The organism is Zobellia alginiliquefaciens (assembly GCF_029323795.1).
Lineage (GTDB): Bacteria > Bacteroidota > Bacteroidia > Flavobacteriales > Flavobacteriaceae > Zobellia > Zobellia alginiliquefaciens.
In genome coordinates, this window is record NZ_CP119758.1 from 5,009,293 (window position 1) to 5,032,792 (window position 23,500).

The 23,500-nt window shown below is 36.8% G+C and carries 21 protein-coding genes and 1 other RNA gene; 13 read left to right on the forward strand and 9 right to left on the reverse strand.

Annotation, left to right across the window (positions count from 1 at the left end; genetic code table 11):
- Positions 1–14: 14 nt before the first annotated feature.
- On the reverse strand, positions 15–578 hold the full coding sequence (locus tag P0077_RS20630; RefSeq protein WP_276167079.1) for a fasciclin domain-containing protein: 564 nt from the start codon (positions 576–578) through the stop codon (positions 15–17).
- Positions 579–771: 193 nt separating this feature from the next.
- Here P0077_RS20630 and P0077_RS20635 point away from each other — a divergent pair, with 193 nt between their 5' ends.
- Complete coding sequence (locus P0077_RS20635) at positions 772–1,488, forward strand: hypothetical protein (RefSeq protein WP_276167080.1); 717 nt, start codon at positions 772–774, stop codon at positions 1,486–1,488.
- A gap of 76 nt (positions 1,489–1,564) precedes the next feature.
- Here the strand turns inward: P0077_RS20635 and P0077_RS20640 are convergent, their stop codons facing one another.
- Positions 1,565–2,698, reverse strand: coding sequence for a hypothetical protein (locus P0077_RS20640; protein WP_276167081.1), 1,134 nt, complete (start codon positions 2,696–2,698; stop codon positions 1,565–1,567).
- A 144-nt stretch (positions 2,699–2,842) separates the two neighbouring features.
- Positions 2,843–4,471 carry an ABC-F family ATP-binding cassette domain-containing protein gene (locus tag P0077_RS20645; RefSeq protein ID WP_276167082.1) on the reverse strand — a complete coding sequence of 543 codons (1,629 nt, stop codon included), beginning with the start codon at positions 4,469–4,471 and terminating at the stop codon, positions 2,843–2,845.
- Positions 4,472–4,651: 180 nt separating this feature from the next.
- On the opposite strand from P0077_RS20645, the gene P0077_RS20650 reads away from it, so the two are divergent.
- Complete coding sequence (locus tag P0077_RS20650) at positions 4,652–6,034, forward strand: transaldolase (protein WP_276167083.1); 1,383 nt, start codon at positions 4,652–4,654, stop codon at positions 6,032–6,034.
- Positions 6,035–6,125: 91 nt separating this feature from the next.
- Here the strand turns inward: P0077_RS20650 and fsa are convergent, their stop codons facing one another.
- The 3 genes from fsa to ffs form a co-directional block, all read right to left on the reverse strand.
- On the reverse strand, positions 6,126–6,779 hold the full coding sequence (fsa, locus tag P0077_RS20655; RefSeq protein WP_194527652.1) for a fructose-6-phosphate aldolase: 654 nt from the start codon (positions 6,777–6,779) through the stop codon (positions 6,126–6,128).
- 73 nt (positions 6,780–6,852) lie between these two features.
- Positions 6,853–7,662, reverse strand: a complete 810-nt coding sequence (locus P0077_RS20660; protein WP_276167084.1) for an SDR family oxidoreductase — start codon at positions 7,660–7,662, stop codon at positions 6,853–6,855.
- A gap of 116 nt (positions 7,663–7,778) precedes the next feature.
- An RNA gene (ffs, locus tag P0077_RS20665) (signal recognition particle sRNA small type) lies at positions 7,779–7,877 on the reverse strand.
- A gap of 138 nt (positions 7,878–8,015) precedes the next feature.
- Here ffs and P0077_RS20670 point away from each other — a divergent pair.
- From P0077_RS20670 to P0077_RS20705, 8 genes are all read left to right on the forward strand, one after another.
- Positions 8,016–9,068 (forward strand): glutaminyl-peptide cyclotransferase, encoded by a 1,053-nt coding sequence (locus P0077_RS20670; RefSeq protein ID WP_276167085.1) that lies wholly within the window; start codon positions 8,016–8,018, stop codon positions 9,066–9,068.
- Positions 9,069–9,464 (forward strand): acyl-CoA thioesterase, encoded by a 396-nt coding sequence (locus tag P0077_RS20675; RefSeq protein WP_276167086.1) that lies wholly within the window; start codon positions 9,069–9,071, stop codon positions 9,462–9,464. It begins immediately after the preceding gene.
- Between the two features lie 66 nt (positions 9,465–9,530).
- Positions 9,531–11,075 (forward strand): hypothetical protein, encoded by a 1,545-nt coding sequence (locus P0077_RS20680; RefSeq protein ID WP_276167087.1) that lies wholly within the window; start codon positions 9,531–9,533, stop codon positions 11,073–11,075.
- 276 nt (positions 11,076–11,351) lie between these two features.
- A complete protein-coding gene (locus tag P0077_RS20685) occupies positions 11,352–12,083 on the forward strand; it encodes a LytR/AlgR family response regulator transcription factor (protein WP_276167088.1) in 732 nt (243 codons plus the stop codon).
- Between the two features lie 142 nt (positions 12,084–12,225).
- Positions 12,226–12,624, forward strand: coding sequence for a hypothetical protein (locus tag P0077_RS20690; protein WP_276167089.1), 399 nt, complete (start codon positions 12,226–12,228; stop codon positions 12,622–12,624).
- 72 nt (positions 12,625–12,696) lie between these two features.
- Positions 12,697–14,769, forward strand: coding sequence for an ATP-binding protein (locus P0077_RS20695; RefSeq protein ID WP_276167090.1), 2,073 nt, complete (start codon positions 12,697–12,699; stop codon positions 14,767–14,769).
- Between the two features lie 33 nt (positions 14,770–14,802).
- On the forward strand, positions 14,803–15,474 hold the full coding sequence (locus P0077_RS20700) for a response regulator (RefSeq protein ID WP_276167091.1): 672 nt from the start codon (positions 14,803–14,805) through the stop codon (positions 15,472–15,474).
- A gap of 147 nt (positions 15,475–15,621) precedes the next feature.
- Positions 15,622–16,278 (forward strand): hypothetical protein, encoded by a 657-nt coding sequence (locus P0077_RS20705; protein WP_276167092.1) that lies wholly within the window; start codon positions 15,622–15,624, stop codon positions 16,276–16,278.
- A 146-nt stretch (positions 16,279–16,424) separates the two neighbouring features.
- Here P0077_RS20705 and glyA read toward each other — a convergent pair whose 3' ends face one another.
- A complete protein-coding gene (glyA, locus tag P0077_RS20710) occupies positions 16,425–17,699 on the reverse strand; it encodes a serine hydroxymethyltransferase (protein WP_276167093.1) in 1,275 nt (424 codons plus the stop codon).
- A 111-nt stretch (positions 17,700–17,810) separates the two neighbouring features.
- Between glyA and fahA the strand changes: the two genes are divergently transcribed.
- Positions 17,811–19,103: a fumarylacetoacetase gene (gene fahA, locus P0077_RS20715; protein ID WP_276167094.1), complete on the forward strand. Its 1,293-nt coding sequence runs from the start codon at positions 17,811–17,813 to the stop codon at positions 19,101–19,103.
- A gap of 53 nt (positions 19,104–19,156) precedes the next feature.
- On the opposite strand, the gene ytxJ is transcribed toward fahA, so the two are convergent.
- The gene (gene ytxJ / locus P0077_RS20720; RefSeq protein ID WP_276167095.1) at positions 19,157–19,552 is read right to left on the reverse strand and encodes a bacillithiol system redox-active protein YtxJ; all 396 of its coding nucleotides are present in this window, start codon (positions 19,550–19,552) and stop codon (positions 19,157–19,159) included.
- 166 nt (positions 19,553–19,718) lie between these two features.
- Between ytxJ and clpB the strand changes: the two genes are divergently transcribed.
- Together clpB and P0077_RS20730 are read left to right on the forward strand one after the other, a co-directional pair.
- Positions 19,719–22,319 (forward strand): ATP-dependent chaperone ClpB, encoded by a 2,601-nt coding sequence (clpB, locus tag P0077_RS20725; RefSeq protein WP_276167096.1) that lies wholly within the window; start codon positions 19,719–19,721, stop codon positions 22,317–22,319.
- Between the two features lie 119 nt (positions 22,320–22,438).
- Positions 22,439–23,035: a TetR/AcrR family transcriptional regulator gene (locus tag P0077_RS20730; protein ID WP_276167097.1), complete on the forward strand. Its 597-nt coding sequence runs from the start codon at positions 22,439–22,441 to the stop codon at positions 23,033–23,035.
- Between the two features lie 43 nt (positions 23,036–23,078).
- On the opposite strand, the gene P0077_RS20735 is transcribed toward P0077_RS20730, so the two are convergent.
- Complete coding sequence (locus tag P0077_RS20735; RefSeq protein WP_276167098.1) at positions 23,079–23,495, reverse strand: hypothetical protein; 417 nt, start codon at positions 23,493–23,495, stop codon at positions 23,079–23,081.
- Positions 23,496–23,500 lie beyond the last annotated feature (5 nt).

The following is a 23,500-nucleotide window of genomic DNA, read 5'->3' on the forward strand; positions in this document are numbered from 1 at the left end:
AATTTAAGAGGTTCTTAAATTTTCCCTGGAAGTATAACATTATCAATTTCGTGAATAACACCATTTCGCTGCTTTGAATCCGCAACTACTATTGTTGCAGTATTACCAAAGCTGTCGTTAAGAATGATGTCCAAACCTTTCATAGTAGCTGTAATCGTATCCCCTTGAACAGTAGTGAAGGTTGCTTTACCTTTGCCCCTGCACATAGCCTTCAATATTTTTGAAGCTGTAATTTGACCAGCAACAATATGGTAGGTCAATAAATCTTTTAATTCCTTTCTATTTTCTGGATGCAATAAGTACTCCACAGTTCTGCCTGATATCTTTTGAAATGCAAGATCAGATGGTGCAAAAACAGTAAAAGGACCAGCGTGATCCAACAGTTCTTCCAAATCTGTTGCTTTCATAACAGCCAAAAGAGTTTGGTGATTCTTAGAAGTTGCCGTAGAATTTACAATTGACTTCTTACCTTCAGTTTTATGATAAGTTGAATTGGAATTACTTACACTTTCTTGAGCGGTAAGTGACATAAAAGAAAAGAATAAAGTACAAGAAAGAACTTTAGTAAAGTATTTCATATAAATAAGCCAGGGAGTTGTTAAAGTAGTCGATTAACGGTTCAATTACTTCGACAAGTTACAACATAAGGCAATTATCCTGCAATTTACGGAGATTCAATGTTAATTTTTAACAAATTATTAACAAATACTTGTGGTTTACATCCAAAATGCAGCTGCTTAATTTTTTAATTTTGAGATAAGCCCTAAGATTATGCTCTTAAAAAAAGTAAATATAGAGGAGAAATTGCGTCAAACTTTACGCATGGAAGACCAAATGCAGTCCTTAGCTGAATTGCATAAAATACTCAACAAAGATTCTGAAAGCCGAGAGAAAATTGGAGAAACCCTGAAAACAAAAAATAGTGTAACCTCCAACACCTTTAACTTAAATCTCTTACGAACAGACCGCATTTATCATATAAATCAAATTAAGGAAATCTGCATTGATTATAGGCTTCGCTTCTTATCATCAAATTATTTTAAAGGAAAAATACCAGCAGAGGCCATTGCAGAAATAAAAAACCTAGAAAGAGTTCACGATATAGAGCTAAAAGGATTTAAAATTATTGCACCTTCCAAACTTTTTAAACTGGAGGACAAAGACGATCCTATTCTATTTGCCCCCATTGGCAATGATTATTTCTATCTTGTTCATAAATGGGGAGAAGATTTACATCCCCTGAGAAAATGGCTCATGTGGCCTTTTAAAAGCATAGTAAACCTAACTTGTCTTGTAATTGCCTTAAGCTACTTGGTTACACTTTTAGTTCCTAGCGGACTATTTTCCAAAAGTAGTTCTAACGCACAGTTTTTTCTCCTCTTTTTTTTCATGTTTAAATGTTTGGCTTCCGTTGTGATATTTTACGGCTTTGCTTTGGGGAAAAACTTCAATCACGCCATTTGGAACAGTAAATACTTTAACGCCTGACCATAAACTATATTCCATAAAAAAGGCATTCTACTACATAGTAAAATGCCTTTTTTTGAATTTAATCGCAAACGGATCAATTCACAAAAATTGATGTGGGTATGCCTTCTACATCTATACTGTTCAATAGCTCTGGATCAGGCTGAGGCTTAATCAACAATAAGCCACCTTTATTTTCTCCACTTGTTTTCTTGTATCCAATCAATAACAAATTATTTTCCTCATCATAACTCACCATAGTTGTTTTTTCTACATTAAACTCAAAATTAAGCTGAGTTTCCGTCATGAAGTTTTCATAAGCGTACAACACCGTCAAATTCTTACTGAAATCATAAATAGCAGGTATTACCGGAAAAATACTATATGCTGTTGGAGACATTTGATAATACATCTTACCTGCACTGTCAAAATGCAAAGTAGATGATTTGTTGAAATTTGGCTCCTTTCCCTCACCGTAGCTAGTATAAGATAAAGCCATGGTTACACTATTTAATGTACCGTGTAAATTATCATAACTAACTATGATATTGTTTGATGGATTTGTAAAAATTCGCCTTACATCATAACCAACAAGTTGGCTATGTATTACTGTATTTGACTTGGCATCTACCACTGTAATAGAATTTTCTTCCGTTACGGCCTCATCTACGCCCAACACAAACAATCTATTATTCGCATAGGCCAGTTCAAGAGGTCTCTGATTTAATTCTACATCAACAAACGTAGGTTCCGAGCCGGATACATCCAAAGCCCGCACGTAAAACTCATCAACAGTGGGACTAATATGAAGATCATAAGCAACATAGAGTTTATCCTCTTTACGAGCAATAGATTTTACTGTAAGGCTGCAAGCGCCTAAATCCGAAAAAACTTCATAATTAACGTTGCTGCCATCACTAAAATCATGAACAGTAAGCGTCCCGCTACAATTGGTTTTCTTACTATAGGAAGTTAATACGCTGTTCTCCTCAAAAGAATGATCTGGAGTTGACATGGAAGTGAATTTACTCTCTTCGGTCTTAATGGTCAGTGCTTCTCCTTCCACATTAAAAATAGTTCCGCTAAGATTACCATCGCTCTTAACGATTAAAGTATAATCTGCATGAACACTTTTCTTTTCGTCTTCACCAAGGTTATCAGTTTCTGTTTTACTGCACCCTATAAGGATAAATAATGCCATACAGGCATAGATTAGGTTGTAGGTTTTCATCTATTGCATTTTAATGTTTCTTAAATGGCTCAAGTTGACGGTTTGCCAGCTGAACATAATGGGCCCTTTTTTAATTCAAGTTTGGGTCTTGAATTAAAAAAACGCCCACTAAAAAAACACTTAAGAATACAGGTTTAACAAAAGCTATACTGTAGCAACGTACATTTTATTACGTTGCTCCCGTAATGTCTTGTCAGACATATATTCATCAAACGCTAAATATCTATCTATGTTGCCTTTAGGCGTCAATTCAACGATTCTATCGGCGACTGTTTGTGCAAAATGGTGATCATGAGTGGTAAACATCACCGTTCCCTTAAAGTTATTAAGGCTATTGTTAAAAGCAGTAATACTCTCCAAATCCAAGTGATTGGTAGGTTCATCCAACATAACAACGTTAGCCCTAAGCATCATCATTCTGCTTAACATACAACGTACTTTTTCACCTCCAGAAAGAACTGTACATTTTTTTAAGGCCTCTTCACCACTAAAAAGCATTTTCCCTAAGAATCCACGAATGTAAACCTCTTCTCTTTCTTCTTCGGTTTTAGCCCACTGTCTCAACCAGTCTACCAAACTAATGTCCTCTTTAAAGAAGTCTGAATTATCTGCCGGCAAGTAGGACTGAGTAGTTGTAATTCCCCACTGGTACTCCCCTTTTTCCGCCTTCTTTTGGCCATTTATAATTTCATAAAAAGCTGTAGTTGCTCTAGAATCCCTAGAAATAATCGCAACCTTATCTCCTTTTGCCAAGTTTAAGTTTACATTTTCAAAAAGTAAATCACCATCCTCTGATCTTGCCGAAAGTCCTTCTACATTTAAAATCTGATCTCCCGCTTCCCGTTCTCTTTCAAAAATGATGGCTGGGTATCTTCTGCTAGATGGTTTAATGTCTTCCACTTTAAGCTTGGATAACATTTTCTTTCTTGATGTTGCTTGCTTACTTTTTGCCACGTTAGCACTAAAGCGAGCAATAAATTCTTGTAATTCCTTAGCCTTTTCCTCTGCCTTTTTATTTTGTTGCGCTCTTTGGCGTGATGCCAATTGGCTACTTTCATACCAGAAGGTATAGTTACCCGAATATAGATTCATTTTTCCAAAATCGATATCCGCTATACTGGTACAGATAGAATCCAAAAAGTGTCTATCGTGGGAAACAACAATTACCGTGTTTTCATAATCGGCAAGGAAATTTTCTAACCAGTTAATAGTTTCATAATCCAGATCGTTGGTAGGCTCATCCATAATCAACACATCTGGATTTCCAAAAAGAGCTTGTGCCAAAAGCACACGAACTTTAAGTTTTGAATCTATATCTGCCATTAAAGTGTAATGAAACTCTTCCGTTATACCTAAGTTTGATAATAAAGCCGCGGCATTGCTATCAGCATTCCAACCGTTCATTTCTTCAAACTGCACCTGAAGTTCTCCAATTTTATCGGCATTCTCATCTGTATAATCGGCGTAAAGGGCATCTATTTGCTGCTTTATAGCAAAAAGCGGCTTGTTCCCCATTACCACAGCTTCAAGCACAGTAGATTCATCGTAAGCATTGTGGTTCTGTTCTAAAATAGACATACGCTTACCCGGTTCAAGATGAACATGACCGGAAGTTGGATCAATTTGCCCTGATAAAATCTTCAGGAATGTAGATTTCCCAGCTCCATTTGCTCCAATCACCCCATAGCAATTGCCCTGAGTAAAGGTTACGTTCACTTCATCGAACAAGACCCTTTTTCCAAATTGTACAGATAGATTTGATACCGACAGCATAACTTTCTTTTTAAAATTCGTGCAAAAATACAGAATTTTAATGGCCTAGACCAATAAACTTAAAAAGCATTCATTTCAGCTAAAACCTTAACGCAACCCACTTATTTTTAACTCACTATTAACAGCAAACTGCCCAAGGGTTGTTTAATTTTGAACGTTATATAGTAAGCGTTCACCCATATGAATAGAAATTTACTCTACCTTTTTTTTCTTTTTCTAGGAAGTTGTGCTGCAGAAAAAGGTTCTTCTACTGTTTTTTTTGCTGGGGAAATTGTTAACCCCACAAGCAATCATATTGTTTTATTAAAAGGCGATATGGTTATTGACTCCGCTGAATTGGATGAAGAAAATCGATTTTCCTTTTCACTGGACTCTATTTCCGAAGGACTTTATCATTTTAATCATGACCCGGAATTGCAGTATGTATATCTAGAAAAAGGAGATAGTTTAGTGGTGCGCTTAAACACTTCTGATTTTGATGAGTCTTTAGTCTTTTCCGGTGACGGAGAAGAACTCAATAACTTTCTTTTAGAAGTCTTCCTAGCACATGAAGAAGAGTCTAATTCCATTCGTTCTATGTATAGAATGGATCCAACAGATTTTGAAAGGAATATTGATTCCCTAAAAAAACTAAAGTTAGATGAACTGGATGAAATTAAAAATGAGGGTAATCTTTCCGAAAAAGAACTGAAAATTGCCAGCGCCAGTGTAAACTACAATTACAACACGTATAAAGAAGAATATCCTTTTAAGCACAAAAGACTTACGGGCAAGGCAATACTTAAAGAACTACCTTCCGACTTTTACGATTACAGAAAAGATTTGATTTTCAATGATAAGGACTTAACTTACTTAAGGCCTTATTACAATTTTATGATCAACCATGTTGGCAATATGTCTTTCATGACCTGTTCCCATGCATGCAGCATTAAGAATAATGTTGTTAAGAACCAGCTTCATTTTAACAAACACAAACTTCACATTATAGATAGCCTTGTGCAAGAGAAAGAGCTGAGGGACAACCTGTTTAGATATGTAGCTTTTGATTATTTATTGAAGGTGCATGACTCCGAAGAAAACAATGAAGAGTTTATTAGTGGTTTCCGAGAGCTAAGCCATAATAATAGGCACATGGATGAAATAGATGCCCTGTACGAAGGTATTAAGAACATTCAGCCTAAAAAAGAAATACCCAACGTATCTGTTACAAACACCAATGGGGAGGTTCTAACTATGAAGCAAATTGCGGCAAAAAACAATAAGACGGTTTTCTACTTTTGGTCCGCTACGGATAGAATGCATTTTGATAATATCAATAGAAGAATTGCCCAACTATCCGCAAAAAAACCTGAGTACTCTTACGTAGGCATTAACATTAAAACTAATGAATCCAATTGGAAGGCAATGATGGAGATGTCCGGTTTAGACCAAGCAAAACAATACCGTTCGTCAGATTTTGAAGAATTGACCAAGTCGCTTATCATTTACCCGCTCAACAAATGTATTATTACAGATGATAAGGTAATTGTAGATGCATTTGCCAACGTATACACATCGTTCTAAAGATAATTTCACAATAATACGAATACAAAAAAAGGGATGCTGTTTAGCATCCCTTTTTCATTCCTATCGTAATAAAATTACGATTGTTGTATTAATTTCCTTTAGCATAATCCGCTAAGAACTTCTCTAAACCACTATCTGTTAATGGGTGCTTTAGAAGACCTGTAATAGAAGACAACCCACTGGTCATAACATCTGCACCAACTTTAGCACAATCAATAACGTGCATGGTGTGACGGATAGAAGCAGCCAAAATCTGAGTTTCAAAAGCATAGTTGTCATAGATATGTCTGATTTCCGCAATTAGGTTAAGGCCATCTGTAGAGATATCATCCAACCTTCCAATAAATGGAGAAACATAAGTTGCTCCAGCTTTAGCAGCCAACAAAGCCTGTCCTGCTGAGAAAACTAACGTACAGTTGGTTTTGATTCCTTTATCGGAAAAATATTTTAATGCCTTTACACCGTCTTTGATCATTGGTATTTTCACAACAATCTGATCATGAAGTTCAGCCAATTCCTCACCTTCTTTAACCATTTCATCAAAAGTAGTAGCAATAACTTCAGCAGAAACATCACCATCAACAATATTACAAATGTCTACATAATGCTTCAATATATTATTTCGTCCTGAAATGCCTTCTTTGGCCATTAAAGATGGGTTGGTTGTAACGCCATCAAGAACACCAAGTTCTTGAGCTTCCCGTATCTGATCCAAATTGGCGGTGTCTATAAAAAATTTCATTCTCTAAAGTTTATTAGGTTTAATATTAGATAATTACTACATGTTTGGGAATAATGAATTCCAAATGACAAAATTACAACTTATAATGGTTTAGCAAGAGTTTCTCGTATACTTTATCTGGTAAAATACGCTTTAAGACTATGGAAAACTTCTGCAAAGAAGATCCAACCTTGTAATGTACCTTAGGGTTTGGGTTTTCTATTACTTCCAGAACCTTTTTAGCTACCGCAATTGGGTCCTCTCCGTTAGACACGTCATCATTCATCATCTTTAAGGTATGACCATAAGGTTCTTTATAAGGCGAACTCTCCAAAACCGGAGAATGATACCTCCCGGATGCAATGTTTGTAGCAAAATCTCCCGGAGCTATGGTTGCTATTTTTACGCCAAATTCCTTGGTTTCCATGCGCAAGGCCTCGGTAAGTATGGTAAGTGCACCTTTTGTAGCCGAATAGACCCCTCGGTACGGTAAGCCCATATAACCGGCTATTGAAGTAATATTAATGACCACTCCCCCATTTTGCTTTCGCATTTGCGGCAGCACGGCCTGCACTACTCGTAACGGACCATATAAATTGGTATCAAAAGCTTTTTGTACCTCTTCAGGAGGTGTCTCCTCAATAGGGCCCGTTATTCCTACTCCTGCATTATTTACCAATACATCTAGCTTACCTTCCCTTGCTATAATCTTATTTACGGCAGAGACAATGCTCTCGTTATCAGATACATTAAGCTCAAGCAATTCAAAAACCTCAAAATCCTGATGTTTGGCCAAACTTCTTGTGGTGCCATACACCTTAAACCCTTTCGATTTTAGGTATAAACCTATAGATTTTCCTATTCCGGACGAACCACCTGTAATCAATACTACTTTTTGCTCCATAATTGCTGCAAAATAACAATAATTATAGTGTATTGACGTAAGAATTTAAAGGATGTAAACGAGATAAGGTGAATTTGTAATTCTGACCCTGTTTTTAGCAGAATTTAGGGCACAAAAAAAGGCAAGCTACCTACATCGCACCGCTACAACCATATACCCTTGCTGCGTTCCCACCCTGGGGGATTCTACAGGAGCTGGTCGTGTAGGACTTGCCGACTGCAAATATACAACCTTTTGTTTCTTTCACAATTGTTTTACAATCTAATTTTAATATCAACAAATTGTTTTGAGTTCGTTATTTTTGTACTTCTAAAAACACCTGTAAATCAGGCATAACCAAATTTAATTTTATAATGACAATTTTAAAGTTTTTCCCAATCTGTCTTTTTTTAATGCTTTTTATGGCTTGTGGAGGCGATAACGCCCCATCTTCACTGTTCGAAATTCAGTTAGAAGGAAACAGCAAAAGCTTTCAGCAAAACCAGAATATTTCAGTATCCTTGAAAAACAAGAAAGATAAAACAATTGAAAGTGTAACCTATTCCATAGACGGAAAGGAACTACCGGTTACTAATGGAAAAATTGCCCTTAATATGCCGCATTTAGGTGATAAAACACTTAAAGCTACCGTTGCATATGAAGATGCCTCGGTAGAAGTTACTAAACACCTAAAGCTACTAGCTCCAAATCCTCCCGAAATTTACACTTATGAAATAATTAACGAGTATCCGCACGATAACAAAGCTTACACCCAAGGTCTAGAATTTTATAAGGACACTCTTTATGAAAGTACTGGAAAAAAAGGAAGGTCTTCATTGCGGAAAGTCGACTTTAAAACTGGTGAAGTATTACAGCAAGTAGACTTGGACCAAACCTACTTTGGAGAAGGCATCACCATTTTGAACAACAAAATTTACATGCTTACCTGGCGCAGTGGCGTTGGCTTTATATACGATTTACAAACTTTGGACAAAATTGATAATTTTCAATTTGGAGAAAGTAAAGAGGGTTGGGGACTTACCAATGACGGAGAAAAATTATTTAAAAGTGACGGTACTGAAAAAATATGGTTTTTAAATCCTGAAACTTTAGTTGAAGAAGGCCATATTGAGACGGTTACTAACAAGTCTATTAATGATAGCGCCAACGAACTTGAATATGTTAATGGAAAAATCTACGCTAATGTATATCAAAAACCAAGCGTTATGATTATTGATGCCAATAGCGGAGCCATTGAAGGTGTTATTAATTTTGGAGGCTTAAGTAATAAAGTAACCCATCACGCTACTTGGAGCGATACAGATAATGTTCTAAACGGTATTGCCTACCACCCAGAAAGACAAACATTTTTTGTAACCGGAAAAGAATGGGATAAAATGTTTGAGGTGAAAATCCAAAAGAAATAAATGCAGAGTTACATAAAAACAATCACCGTTCAAAAAGACGACTTAGATGATCTTGACCATGTGAACAATGTACGGTACGTACAATGGATGCAGGACATCTCTAAAGAACATTGGGTGACAGTAGCTCCGGAAGAAATGCGCAACGGAATAATTTGGGTTGTTATGACGCATCATATCACTTACAAAAGTGCAGCTGTACTAGATGATGTCATAGAAATGCGTACCTACATACAAAAAAGCAGAGGTGCTGTGTCCGTTCGTATTGTAGAAATGCACAATAAGAAAACCAAAGAACTGTTAGTAAAATCTAGTACGGAGTGGTGCCTTTTAAATGCCCATACCTTAAAACCTACCCGCATATCCCAGGAAATTAAAGACGTGTTCCTGAAAATGTAAACTTTTGGAACGTTCCGTTTTCATAATTGGTGTAGAACCGTACCCTACATTTAAGCAAACTTATAGATGAAGCCATACCTAACCTTATTAGTGCTACTAGCCCTACTCTTCTCTATAAATTCCTGTAGAAAAGATTTTGATTATACTACCAGTAGTGGAAATCTAGAATTTTCCAAGGACACGGTTTTTTTAGATACGGTATTTGCAAATATTGGTAGCAGTACGTATAGCTTAAAGGTGTACAACCGCTCCAAAGATGATATCTCTATTCCCTTCATAGGACTGGAGCAAGGCGAAGCTAGTTCCTATAGATTGAATGTGGATGGATTGGCCGGAAAAACATTTACAAACATTCCACTCATGGCCAAGGACAGTCTTTATATTTTCATAGAGACCACAGTAACATTGGAAAATGAAGGCGCCAATCAGCTTTTATATACTGATGTTTTACAATTTGGCCAAGGTGCTACCAGTCAACAAATTCCACTGGTGACACTGGTGCAAGATGCTATTTTTCTTTATCCAAAAACTGCTTCTGGCGGACAAAAAGAAACCGTTGTTCTTGGGGTTGATGCTAACGGAGAGGATATGCTGTCTCCTGGTTTTGAGCTTAAAAACGATCAACTACAGTTCACTAATGAGAAACCCTACGTAATTTATGGATTTGCTGTAGTCCCTAAAGAAAAGACATTAAGCATTGATGCAGGTGCCAGAATATATTTACATGAAAATTCAGGAATTCTAGTTCAATCTGAAGCTAAGCTGAGTATTAACGGAACCCTAAGCACAGACCAAGAACTGCTCGAAAATGAAGTCATCTTTGAAGGAGATCGGTTAGAACCGGAATATGGAGATGTTTCCGGACAATGGGAAGGCATTAGGATAGCCTCTGGAAGCATTAATAATGCCATAGAACATCTTACACTAAAAAACGCAACAATCGGTATCTTTGCAGAAGGAGAACCATCCTTTTCTTCTACTACTTTGAATATTAAAAACTCCCAGATATACAATAGCTCTAAAATCAATCTATGGGGTAAAACAGCCGTTATTTCTGGTGAAAATCTCGTTTTAGGCAGTGCGGGAAATAGTTCTCTTTATTGTAATCTAGGCGGAAGTTATTCTTTTACACACACCACAATTGCCAATTATTGGAGAGAAAGTTACCGACCCAGTGCTGCGTTGACCATAAATAATTTTGAGCCAAACGGAGAGAACGGCTCCATGGGTATAGATTTAATAAAAGCTGATTTTAAAAATTGTATTATAGATGGCAATAGTGATTTTGAACTTTCTCATAGTTCTAATGGAATAAACAGATATAACTTTCTATTCAGTTCCTGTGCTATCACAGTAAACAAGGCAAATCTTTCCTCAGATTCACAAGTACTATACAGCTTTGAAGATGAAACCAAGTACACGTCCAATATGTTGAACCAACCTATAGAATTCGAAAACACTTCTCAAGAAAACTATAGACTAACTTCCTCCTCTACAGTTTTAGACATAGGAGATAAAACCTTTAGTAATACTGTTCCAGAAGATATTTTGGGCCAAGATAGAACGGATACGCCAGATCTTGGCGCTTATGAGTTTTCTGACACAAATTAAATACTGATTTCCTGGGACGGACTCTAATATGAATTGTATTTACGAATAGAAACTTCTATATTTTAAACAATTACGCTCTGGATACACCAAACAAGCACCAGATAGAACCCAAAATAGGTTTTTAAAAAAATCCTATAAAAAACCAATAAAAAGTAGTAATTTTCTTTCAAATTAACTAATAACCAATATTTTACGTATAAAAACCCCAATAATTGTGGGGAATATCTTTATACCTATGTGACTTACTGTCACTAATTTGCATCAAAATAATGTGTCTTGGAATATACTTATACCATAATAGATTCAGATGCGACCTCAAATTTGCAATTACAGCACTATTTGGAGGATTATGGTGATTTTACATGTGCCGGTCTTGCGCAAAACAGTACCGATGGCACTAATACAATTCTAAAATACAGTCCGGACGTTATTTTCATTAGTCTAAATGAAAGCGCTTACGAATATTTTCATATGGTTATGGAGCTCCATCAATATTTAGACGAGCTTCCTATTATTATAGGTATATCTAAAAGCAAGAAATACGCTTACGATGCAATAAAAAATGGATTCTTTGATTACTGGCTAAAACCCTATAATGAGTTTGATATAAGAAAATCCATTTTACGTCTTAAAAAGCAGGTACCCGCCAAAACAGAACCCCAAACATTGTGTTTAAAATCGTACCGTGACTTTCAATACATCAACACAGACGACATTCTTTACCTACAGGCAGATAACAATTCTACAGAATTCGTTATGAAAGACGGAACAATAAACAATGCCTACAAAACGTTAAAAACCTTCGAAAATCAGTTGCCAAAAAACTTTGTGAGAATACACCAGAGTTACATAGTAAACACGAACTTTATTTCTCGTATTAGTTATGGCAAATCATACTGCACCTTAAAACAGAATAAGATGCAACTACCATTCTCCAAATCGTACAGGGAAAATATAGACGGGCTCAAAAATTTATTGTCAAAAAACACAATTTCCTCTCTTAATTAATCCAATACTCTCAAAACCCAGCAGTTTACTCATAAAACTGGTTCGTTCACCATTACAATTTTAAAGCTGATTAAATTTATCGTAAACCACACTAGTTTAGCGGTGTAAGAAACAATCAATAACCCCCTAAACTAGTTTAATTATGAAAAAAGTAGCGACCATTTTAGCATTGATGATTATGTCATTTGGAATTGTCTCATGTGAAACAGAAACGGATTCAGCCTATGATGTAAACGTAGACTCTCCAACCGACGGCGACGATGTTGAAATTGACGAACGTGGTTCTTCTACAGATGGTGATGACGTTCCAACCGATACCCGAGACTCTTCTACCGATGGTGATGACGTGCCAACGGATACCCGAGATTCTTCTACCGATGGTGATGACGTGCCAACGGATACCCGAGACTCTTCTACAGATGGTGATGACGTTCCAACGGATACCCGAGACTCTTCTACCGACGGTGATGACGTGCCAACGGATACACGAGACTCTTCTACCGATGGTGATGACGTGCCAACCGACACTCGAGATTCTTAAAATAAAATCAAAATAGATTATATTAGCCTTAAATTAAGTTTTAAGGCTTTTTTTTTAACCAGGATTGTCCATATGATCTGTGTCAAACGTAAACTACTTCTAATCACTGTTCATCTAAGCTTTCTCTTGCTTACCACATCCTTTATATCTTGTCACAAGAAAGATCAAAATAATATTCACAAATCCATCGTTCAAGTCGATTCAGTTTTTGCTCTGATCGACAGCTCCAGCAATTCAGGTGTCTCAAAAGAGAAAAGTAAGCTGTATTTGGCTAAAGCCGAAAAAAAAACGGACGAGTTAGATAACGATTCAATAAAACTTAAGCTTTTTTCTAAAATTTCCCTCAAGTACTTAAACCTCAAAGATTCTGTCAACTTCTTAAGAACAAATCAAGAAACCGTTGAATTATCCAAATTATCAAATGATAGCATAACTCTTGCCGAAGCAAACTGGGATTTAGCTAGTTTCCATAGGTCAAAAGCACGTACTCATGAGGCATATTTATACTTTTCGGAAGCCCAAAAAATATACGAAGCCCTTCATATGGATTATGAATCTGCCCGTATGCTATACAACATGGCTGTTACCCAAGCAGACATTAAAGACTATACAGGTAGTGAAATTAACACCATACGGGCCATTGAAATTTTAAAACCACTAGAAGAGTACAAAAGGCTTTACTACTGTTATAATAATTTAGGCTCAATAACAAAAGAACTAAAAGATTTTGACAGGGCTCTTGATTACTATGCGACTGCTCTTGAATACCAAACCAAACTAGACTTTGAAAACAACTACGGTCTTAGCCTTAAGAACAATATTGGTGTTGTGTACCAGGAAAGAGGCAATTTTGAGGAATCCATTCCTTATTTTGAAGAAGTACTAAAAGACAAAAGCTTAAAATCAGAAAAACCTACTTTGTACGGTACTGCCCTAAATAATTTAACCTACAGTAAATTCAAAATAAACAACAGGGAAAACTTCTCGGACCAGTTTTCAGAAATAATTAAGCTTCAGGATAGCTTAGGGGAGATTAAAGATGTCTCACGCACCCATTTCTGCTTTGCCGAATATCACTTGAGTAAAAACGACACTTTAAACGCTATTTTTCAAGCAAAGAAAGCCTTGGGATATGCAAAAATATCAAGTAATAACGATCGCGTTCTAGAAAGCTACCAGCTTTTAGCCAAGTTAGAACCCTCAAAATCTAGTTATTATAATCAGCAATACATCTCTTTAAATGATAGCCTACATCATACCGAGAGACAGGTTAGGAATAAATTTGCACGAATTCGTTTTGAAACAGATGAATTTATTGCCGAAAATGAAGCGTTGGCTCGCGAAAAGCAACTGTGGACAGGTGTGGCGGTTTCCATATTATTATTAGGACTTATGTCATACGTAATTCTAGATCAGCGATCTAAAAATCAAAAACTCCGTTTTCAACAGCAACAACAGGCAGCTAACCAAGAGATTTTCAATTTAATGCTTACCCAAAAAGAAAAACTGGAAGAAGGAAAGAAAATAGAGCAAAAAAGAATATCAGAAGAACTTCATGATGGGGTTTTAGGAAAAATGCTAGGTGCACGTATGGTGCTTACGGGGCTCAATAAACGTTCGGGAGAAGAAGCTACAACCGAGAGAAAAAAAGCTATTGATGCCTTACAAGAAGTTGAAAAAGAGGTGCGTTCTATTTCCCATGAACTTAGTCACGCAGCTTACCAGAACATTCCAAATTTCATCCATTCAATTAGCGACCTATTGAATACGGTTAAAGCTACCGCGAATTTTGAATCTAAATTTGTATACAACGAAACCTTTGATTGGGATTCACTTAATGCAAATGTAAAAATTAACGTGTACCGTATGATTCAAGAAAGTTTACAAAATTGTGTTAAACATGCTGCATCTAAAAATGTAATTGTAGAACTTAGTAAAACCGATACTGGTTTTATGGTTAAGATTGTAGATGACGGAAAAGGCTTCAAAACAAGTTCCAGAAAAAAAGGGATTGGTCTTCGAAACATTTCATCTAGAATAGAAAAAATAAAAGGAACGTACACTATTGAGAGTGCTCGCGGTAAAGGTACCACCGTTACACTCAAAGTTCCATTAGAAATACAATCAACATGCGAAACCAGTTAACTTTATTGAAAATAAAGACTGACCAAGCAAACTATGGAGAATTTAGTTAGAATATTAGCTGTTGATGATCATGAGATGATTGTACTTGGCTACAAGTACACTATTGAAGGGTGTGATTTTAAGGATTACAAGGTTACTGTCAATATTGCGCCCAGCTATCTAGAAGGCAAAGCAGAAATAGAAAGTTCGGCCAGTCGCATGCCTTATGACATCATATTATTGGACATACAGATGTTCCCCGATAACGCCAAAGAAGAAAGAGGCGGTATTGATCTTGGTCTGTTGGCGAGAAAAATTTCTCCAACTTCCAAAGTTGTTTTCCTTTCCTCTTTTAGCGATAGTTACCATATTAACAACGTTTTAAAAACCGTTAACCCGGACGGGTATATGGTGAAGTCGGAAGTTGATGAAAAAACGCTTCAAGATATGGTAAAGACGGTAAAAGACAATCCACCGTACTATACCGCAGCCGCACTTCAGGCCATACGTAGAAAAATGGCAAACGAGGACCAGATAGACGAACGGGACAAAAAAATATTATATCAATTATCCATTGGTACTAAAACAAAAGATATCTCTTCTTTAGTTGCCGCATCTAGCACAACCGTGGAAAACCGAAAAAGACAGTTAAAAGTAATCTTCAATGTTGAAAATGGTAATGACTTTGCCTTAATTGAGGAAGCAAAAAAACGTGGCTTTATTTAAAGTTAACACATAAACCACTCAAAACAAGCGGTTTAAAAATCATCTTTTTTTCAGCACCTAGAAAATCCCCCGTTTTTATGGGGTTTTTCTTTATAGCTCAAACAAAACTGAAAACTATCTTTGGCTCAAAGTGTATAACTACGTCATATGCCACTATATCAAGATAGTTTTAGAAACAACCATTCTAATGGTTATTCGTCCGGTTCGCAGATAGAAGGGATGGAATCTTTTGCCAATAGTTTAGAAAAACTATTCTTTGCCGAGGTCACCATTCTTAATTGCACAAATTTAGATGCAAAAACCAATTTGGCCATTGAGTTAAATTGCAATATTTCTTTAGTTGAAATGCTATTTCATTTCAATAAAGGTACTTGGGGCAATTTTAAGCCGGGAAGAACCTCGTTCATAAAACTGCTTAACAATCTTGTTAACGAAAGTGGCTCTAATGTAGATATTGAAGAGTGTACTTTTTTCTTAAAAGACACAGCTATTATCATCAACAAAATTTACGATAACAGCATTCCGGAACAGCTAGATACTATCATAGCTGAAATATGCAAACATTATGTACATTTCAGCAAAGGATTATCAGAAACACCTTATGAAATCTACGTTCCTGTTTTTGAAGAAGAAAATAACGAGGAAAACGAAATACTCATACAAAATATAGAAGCTGACAATAATACCCAAAAAGATTATTTTCAGTATTGGGGTCTTTATTTTGAATCTGAAGATGATGCTGTCATCTATGATTTAAAGAGCTCTACCATAGAACACGGTGACCTATTTATGCTTAACCATTAGATGAAAACAAGTTTTTTGAGGTGTTTGACAGTAATATAAACTGCCCATTCCCCAAAATAATCAATCCCCCATTTGCTACTTAATACAATTAAGTAGTTGGGGGATGGGATTATATTAATTACTTACCGTAACTTTCTTGTTTACCACTAGGCATTAAAAAGCTCTCTGCCATTCATTAAAGCATTTACCTTTTTCTTAACCGCTTCAACTTTTGCCTCATCTTCAGCATTGGTAAGAACTTCATCTACCAACTCTACTATAGTATCCATATCCGCTTCTTTTAACCCTCTGGTTGTAATTGCAGCTGTCCCAAAACGAATACCAGAAGTTACAAATGGCGACTTATCATCAAAAGGAACCATGTTCTTGTTTGCCGTAATATCAGCCTGTACCAGAACCTTTTCTGCATCTTTACCTGTAATATCCTTATTTCTAAGGTCGATAAGCATCATGTGATTATCCGTTCCTCCAGAAATTATATTATACCCTTTAGCAACAAAAGCAGCGGCCATTGCAGCAGCATTTTTCTTCACCTGAATCATGTAATTCAAGAAATTATCAGAAAGAGCCTCTCCAAAAGCAATAGCTTTAGCAGCAATAATATGCTCTAAAGGACCACCTTGATTTCCCGGAAAAACTGCTAAATCCAATAAAGCGGACATCTTACGTAAATTTCCGTTCTTTAATTTAATTCCGAAAGGATTATCAAAATCTTCTCCCATTAGAATAAGACCACCACGTGGGCCTCTTAATGTTTTATGAGTAGTAGTTGTTACAATATGACAATGTGGAATTGGGTCATTTAAAATACCCTTTGCAATAAGACCCGCAGGGTGAGAAATATCCGCTAACAAGAGTGCTCCAACGCTATCCGCAATTGCTCTGAACTTCTCAAAATCAATATCTCGGGAGTATGCAGAAGCGCCGGCAATAATCATTTTTGGCTTTTCCCTTGTTGCTATTTCTTGAATAACATCATAGTCTAGCGTACCGGTTTCTTTATCTACACCATAAAAAACAGGATTGTACAATCTTCCTGAAAAGTTCACCGGAGAACCGTGGGTCAAATGTCCACCATGAGAAAGGTCAAACCCTAAAATAGTGTCGCCAGGTTTCAAACACGCATGGTAAACCGAAGCATTTGCCTGAGAACCTGAGTGCGGCTGAACATTTGCATATGCAGCACCAAACAATTCCTTAGCTCTATCAATAGCCAATTGCTCTATTTTATCAACTACTTCACAACCACCATAATAACGTTTCCCAGGATAACCCTCGGCATATTTATTGGTTAGTACGGATCCCGCAGCCTCCATAACTTGGGGGCTCGTAAAATTCTCAGAGGCTATAAGCTCTATACCACTTATTTGGCGTTCTCTTTCCTCTGCTATTAGTTCAAAAATCTGATTGTCTCGTTGCATAAGCAAATATTCTGTTAAATGAAATGCAAAAGTACGAATTGCTCATTGTTAAAACTCATAAAACAATATATTTGATTAAGAATTTATCAAATACAAATTAACAATCTTTCTATGCCTATATACGCGAACGATCCTACAAAAAAAACATGGCTTCCCGTGCCCGATCAATCAGATTTCCCCATACAGAACATACCTTTTGGAGTATTCCTTACCCGTGATGATATTATTACGATAGGTACACGTATTGGGGACTATGCAATAGATTTGGGAGCTCTTCATCAACTTGGTTATTTTGAGAATATTCCGCTTACGGATGATATTTTTTTGCAAGACACCTTAAACGATTTCATATCTGATGGACAGAAAACATGGCGACTTGTCCGTAATCGGATAAGCGAGATTTTTGAGGAATCCAATGAAACCCTTAAAAACAATGAGGACCATAAAAGCGTTGTTTTGTTTTCTATGGATGAAATTGAAATGCAATTACCTGTTCAAGTAGGTGATTATACAGATTTTTACTCAAGTAAAGAGCATGCTACCAATGTTGGCACCATGTTCCGCGACCCTGAAAATGCCTTATTGCCCAACTGGTTACATATTCCTGTTGGCTACCATGGCAGAAGCTCCACCATTATTCCAAGTGGGACACCTATTCACAGACCCATGGGGCAGACTTTACCAAAAGGTGAAACAAACCCCGTTTTTGGGCCATCACGTTTAGTAGATTTTGAGTTGGAGATGGCATTTATTACTACGGACGCCAATGTACTAGGAGAACCCATCTCAGTAGATGAGGCCGAAGAATATATTTTTGGAATGGTAGTTTTTAATGATTGGAGTGCTCGTGATATCCAAAAATGGGAATATGTGCCACTTGGACCCTTTTTAGCCAAAAACTTTGCCTCGTCCATATCACCATGGATTGTAACCTTAGATGCACTTCAACCGTTTAGAATTGAAAGTACAGCACAAGAACCAGAGCCTCTACCCTATTTACAACAAAAAGAAAGACATAGCTATGACATTAATCTTGAAGTGAGTATAGCCACCGAAAATGGTAGCGAAACGAACATTTCAAAATCTAACTTTAAGTATATGTATTGGACCATGGCACAACAACTGGCCCACCACACTATTAACGGCTGTATTGTAAATAGTGGTGATATGATGGGAAGTGGCACCATCTCCGGGCCAACCCCAGACTCTTATGGTTCAATGCTTGAACTTTCTTGGCAAGGCACCAAGCCCGTAAAATTAAACGATGGTTCCGAACGAAAGTTTATTCAGGATAATGATACCGTTATCATGAAGGGGTATTGCGCTAACGATGATATTCGTATTGGTTTTGGAGAAGTAAGAACAAAACTTTTACCCCCTTTTACGCTAAAGAAAAAAGGCTAAAATAATTTTGTACTTATGAAAATACCTTTAAGTACCCTAGTTGACCGGGAAACTTAAAGGTATTTTTCTAAATTGATTTCTGCTATTGCTCCATGAGAATCATGCGCCACTACGCCTCCATTTTTTATCACCAATAATTGAGGTGACTGATGCACGACCTGAAATTTATAACCTGTCTCATCGGAAACATGGCGATAACTATGCAGATCCAAAAAATAAAAATCCATTTGGCCATCTTCAAAAGCATAGTTTTGAGTAAACATATTCAAAACCATCCGGCTAATTCCGCAAGTTGTAGAGTGTTTGAAAATTACTTGAGGTTTTGTCAATGACTTTCGCTCAATTTCACTTAGTTGTTCAACAGAAGTAAGTGCAATCCAAGGAATTTTAGTTTCCTTCTTATTTTCACCTTCATTTTTACTTCCAAATATATTATTAAAAAGACCCATTTCGTATTTTTATAGTATCAGTCTTACCTTTTCCTAAAACTTACAACTGACTAAATGTCGTTTATTTTACAGTAGTAAGCGCCATATTGTCTGTCTTAATATCTTGGTAGGATTCTTGACTTATAGATATCAAAAATAAACAATAACAGCAGATAACAATATACATATGAACTTTAATAATTACACAACAAAATCGCAAGAGGCTATTCAGCAAGCCCAACAGATTGCGCAGGGTTTTGGCCATCAACAGATAGAGAACGAACATTTGTTCAAAGCAATCTGGGAGGTTGACGAAAATGTTCTTCCATTTATTCTGAAAAAATTGAACATAAACGTTGCTTTGCTTCAGCAAATTTTGGAAAAAGAACTAGAAAGCTTTCCCAAAGTTTCCGGAGGGGATATTATGATATCCAGAGAAGCAGGAAAAACACTGAATGAGGCAAGTTCCATAGCTAAAAAAATGGAGGATGAATATGTTTCCATAGAGCATCTCTTATTAGCTATTTTAAAATCTAGCAGTAAAATTGCCCAGATTTTAAAGGATCAAGGCGCTACAGAAAAAGACTTAAAAGCAGCTATAGGTGAACTTCGCAAAGGCGGCAAAGTAACCTCACAGAGTGCAGAAGACACTTATAATTCGCTTGACAAATATGCCCTTAACCTAAATCAATTGGCAGATGATGGCAAGTTAGACCCGGTCATTGGGCGTGACGAGGAAATTCGTCGTATTCTTCAGATTTTATCCCGAAGAACCAAAAACAACCCTATGTTGGTTGGTGAGCCAGGTACAGGTAAAACCGCTATTGCAGAAGGTCTTGCGCACCGAATTATCCAAGGAGATGTACCAGAAAACCTAAAGGATAAAGTCATTTATTCACTAGATATGGGCGCACTTATCGCAGGTGCTAAATATAAAGGTGAATTTGAAGAAAGACTAAAATCGGTCATTAAAGAAGTTACTTCTTCCGATGGCGATATTGTTTTGTTCATTGACGAAATACATACTCTTGTTGGTGCAGGCGGCGGCCAAGGCGCAATGGACGCGGCCAATATTTTAAAGCCCGCATTGGCCCGTGGTGAACTCAGAGCCATTGGTGCAACCACATTAGATGAATACCAAAAATATTTTGAAAAAGATAAAGCACTTGAGAGACGTTTCCAGAAAGTGACGGTAAATGAGCCCGATACGGAAAGCGCCATTTCAATTCTTAGGGGTATTAAAGAAAAGTATGAGGCACATCATAAAGTCCGCATAAAAGATGAGGCGGTAATTGCTGCCGTAGAGTTGTCCCAACGCTATATTACCAATCGGTTTTTACCGGATAAGGCTATTGATTTAATAGACGAGGCCGCATCTAAGCTCAGGATGGAAATTAACTCCAAACCGGAAGAATTAGATGTTCTAGACCGTAAGATTATGCAGCTCGAAATTGAAATTGAAGCAATAAAACGAGAAAACGACAAGGCCAAACTCAAGTTGCTGAATGTTGATTTAGCCAACCTCAAGGAAGACCGTAACGAAATCTTTGCAAAATGGGAAAGCGAAAAGTCGGTGGTTGATGAAATTCAAAAAACGAAGCAAGACATTGAGGAGTTTAAAAACGAAGCGGAACGTGCAGAACGTAACGGAGATTATGGCAAAGTAGCCGAACTTCGCTATGGTAAAATAAAAGAAGCACAGGAAAAACTTCAAGACCTTCAAAAAGTACTAGACGAGCAACAATTAGGCGACACCTTAATCAAGGAAGAGGTAACCAATGAAGATGTAGCTGAAGTTGTGGCAAAGTGGACAGGAATACCGGTAACCAAAATGCTACAGAGCGAGCGTGAAAAACTCTTGAAATTGGAAAATGTGCTCCACAAAAGGGTAATTGGTCAAAATGAAGCCATAGAAGCCGTATCTGATGCCATTAGAAGAAGTCGCGCAGGATTGCAAGATGCAAATAGACCTATTGGTTCGTTCTTATTTTTAGGTACTACAGGAGTTGGTAAAACCGAGCTGGCAAAAACTTTAGCTTCTTACCTGTTCGATGATGAAAACGCAATGACCCGTATTGATATGAGTGAATATCAAGAACGTCATTCCGTTAGTAGACTGGTTGGCGCACCTCCAGGGTATGTTGGCTATGACGAAGGTGGTCAGTTAACCGAAGCTGTTCGTAGAAGACCATATTCCGTGGTGTTACTTGATGAAATTGAGAAAGCACATCCGGATACTTTTAATATTTTATTGCAAGTATTGGATGAAGGAAGGTTGACGGATAATAAAGGTAGGGTCGCTGATTTTAAGAACACCATAATCATCATGACCAGCAATATGGGAAGCTCTATCATTCAAGAAAAATTTGAAAATAGCAAAGACCCTTATAGTGCAACAGAAGCCGCACGTGTTGAAATTTTAGGATTGTTGCGCAAAACAATACGACCTGAATTTTTAAATCGTATAGATGACATAATTATGTTTACACCGCTTAGCCGTGAGGATATTACTAAAATCGTAAGGCTGCAATTGGACGGTTTAAAGAAGAACATTGCCAAGCAACATATAACGATTGATGCTACGGATGAAGCTATTAACTATTTGGCCAATAAAGGGTACGACCCTCAATATGGGGCTCGCCCTATAAAAAGAGTTATTCAGAAAGATGTTTTGAACAATCTCTCCAAAGAACTCTTGAGTGGCAACATAAAAGCGGATAGCATTGTGTTGATTGATTCATTTGATGATGCACTTGTATTTAGAAATCAAGATGAATTAGTGGAATAATCCTATAATTTTCAAAAAAAATGTCGCAAGAAAAAGCATCCCTCAAAAGGGATGCTTTTTTTTAAAAGTATATACCATGCAGTATATAATTTTTTTATCTTCGTGTAAAACTGCACCACATGTCTACCAAAGCCGAAAGAACCACTGCCTTTATAATTGAAACTGTTGCCTCTGTTTTTAACAAACATGGTTACATAGGTACAAGTATGAGCGACCTAACCGAGGCCACTGGACTTACAAAAGGTGCTATTTATGGTAATTTTGAAAATAAGGAAGCTTTGGCATTATCGGCCTATCAATACAACAGTAACCTTCTTTTATCAAAAGTAGATGAAGTTTTGGCCGAGAAAAGCGATGCCTTGGACAAGATTTTTAATCTCACCGATTTTTATCGTAATTACGATTCGTTCACTTTGAGCATGGGCGGGTGTCCTATTTTAAATACAGGTGTAGATGCCCAACATAATAACAGGCTACTGGTAGCAGCCAACAAAGAAGCCATACGAGAAATGGAAGGCAAAATTGCGCTCGTTCTTGAAAACGGCGTTAAGAACGATGAAATTAAACTGCCGGTTACACCTTCACAATTTGCGAAGCAATTGTTCACCATGATTCAAGGGGCTATTGCCATGGCTACTATGACCAGCGACAAAAAATACCTCACGAACACTATAGCTTACCTAGAGGTTCTGGTCAAGAAAGAACTTAAGAAGTAAATTACAGCTTATAAAACTATAATTTTTTGTTTAGAACATCTCCTCAAGGGTAACCAATAAATTTGGAGATTTTCGGATTTTCAAGTGTTGTTTTCACTACTATTGTATCTCCTATCTTTGCCAAAAGATAGCTGTCATTGATTCTAAAATCTGATGAGTATTCCTTACCTTCAACTATATAATTGCAAACCCCAATTTGGTAGTAATATCCTCTTCCCCAATGTTTCATATTCTCTTGGGTTACAGCTGCATTCACATAGATAACTGTTTTACCTAAAAACTTAAATTCATCAGTCCACCATAAATAAGCTCCTAGAAAAGTAAATGTCAAAAAAAACATAGACACAAAAAAAAGTAATATGTTTTTGCGAGACTCAATATTTTTTGAACGTAAATAGCGAGTTCTCCATTGAGAGTAGTTTTTACTTTTATTATTCATCCAATCAGCTTCCTCATCCAAGACTT

Excerpts from the sequence above, each read along its gene's own strand:
- fsa (WP_194527652.1), bottom strand. The coding sequence starts at position 6,779 with ATGAAATTTTTTATAGACACCGCCAATTTGGATCAGATACGGGAAGCT.
- P0077_RS20635 (WP_276167080.1), top strand. The coding sequence starts at position 772 with ATGCTCTTAAAAAAAGTAAATATAGAGGAGAAATTGCGTCAAACTTTA.
- P0077_RS20650 (WP_276167083.1), top strand. The coding sequence starts at position 4,652 with ATGAATAGAAATTTACTCTACCTTTTTTTTCTTTTTCTAGGAAGTTGT.
- P0077_RS20680 (WP_276167087.1), top strand. The coding sequence starts at position 9,531 with ATGAAGCCATACCTAACCTTATTAGTGCTACTAGCCCTACTCTTCTCT.
- P0077_RS20660 (WP_276167084.1), bottom strand. The coding sequence starts at position 7,662 with ATGGAGCAAAAAGTAGTATTGATTACAGGTGGTTCGTCCGGAATAGGA.
- P0077_RS20730 (WP_276167097.1), top strand. The coding sequence starts at position 22,439 with ATGTCTACCAAAGCCGAAAGAACCACTGCCTTTATAATTGAAACTGTT.
- P0077_RS20690 (WP_276167089.1), top strand. The coding sequence starts at position 12,226 with ATGAAAAAAGTAGCGACCATTTTAGCATTGATGATTATGTCATTTGGA.
- P0077_RS20705 (WP_276167092.1), top strand. The coding sequence starts at position 15,622 with ATGCCACTATATCAAGATAGTTTTAGAAACAACCATTCTAATGGTTAT.
- ytxJ (WP_276167095.1), bottom strand. The coding sequence starts at position 19,552 with ATGGGTCTTTTTAATAATATATTTGGAAGTAAAAATGAAGGTGAAAAT.
- P0077_RS20670 (WP_276167085.1), top strand. The coding sequence starts at position 8,016 with ATGACAATTTTAAAGTTTTTCCCAATCTGTCTTTTTTTAATGCTTTTT.
- P0077_RS20640 (WP_276167081.1), bottom strand. The coding sequence starts at position 2,698 with ATGAAAACCTACAACCTAATCTATGCCTGTATGGCATTATTTATCCTT.
- glyA (WP_276167093.1), bottom strand. The coding sequence starts at position 17,699 with ATGCAACGAGACAATCAGATTTTTGAACTAATAGCAGAGGAAAGAGAA.
- P0077_RS20675 (WP_276167086.1), top strand. The coding sequence starts at position 9,069 with ATGCAGAGTTACATAAAAACAATCACCGTTCAAAAAGACGACTTAGAT.
- clpB (WP_276167096.1), top strand. The coding sequence starts at position 19,719 with ATGAACTTTAATAATTACACAACAAAATCGCAAGAGGCTATTCAGCAA.
- fahA (WP_276167094.1), top strand. The coding sequence starts at position 17,811 with ATGCCTATATACGCGAACGATCCTACAAAAAAAACATGGCTTCCCGTG.
- P0077_RS20695 (WP_276167090.1), top strand. The coding sequence starts at position 12,697 with ATGATCTGTGTCAAACGTAAACTACTTCTAATCACTGTTCATCTAAGC.
- P0077_RS20645 (WP_276167082.1), bottom strand. The coding sequence starts at position 4,471 with ATGCTGTCGGTATCAAATCTATCTGTACAATTTGGAAAAAGGGTCTTG.
- P0077_RS20630 (WP_276167079.1), bottom strand. The coding sequence starts at position 578 with ATGAAATACTTTACTAAAGTTCTTTCTTGTACTTTATTCTTTTCTTTT.
- P0077_RS20700 (WP_276167091.1), top strand. The coding sequence starts at position 14,803 with ATGGAGAATTTAGTTAGAATATTAGCTGTTGATGATCATGAGATGATT.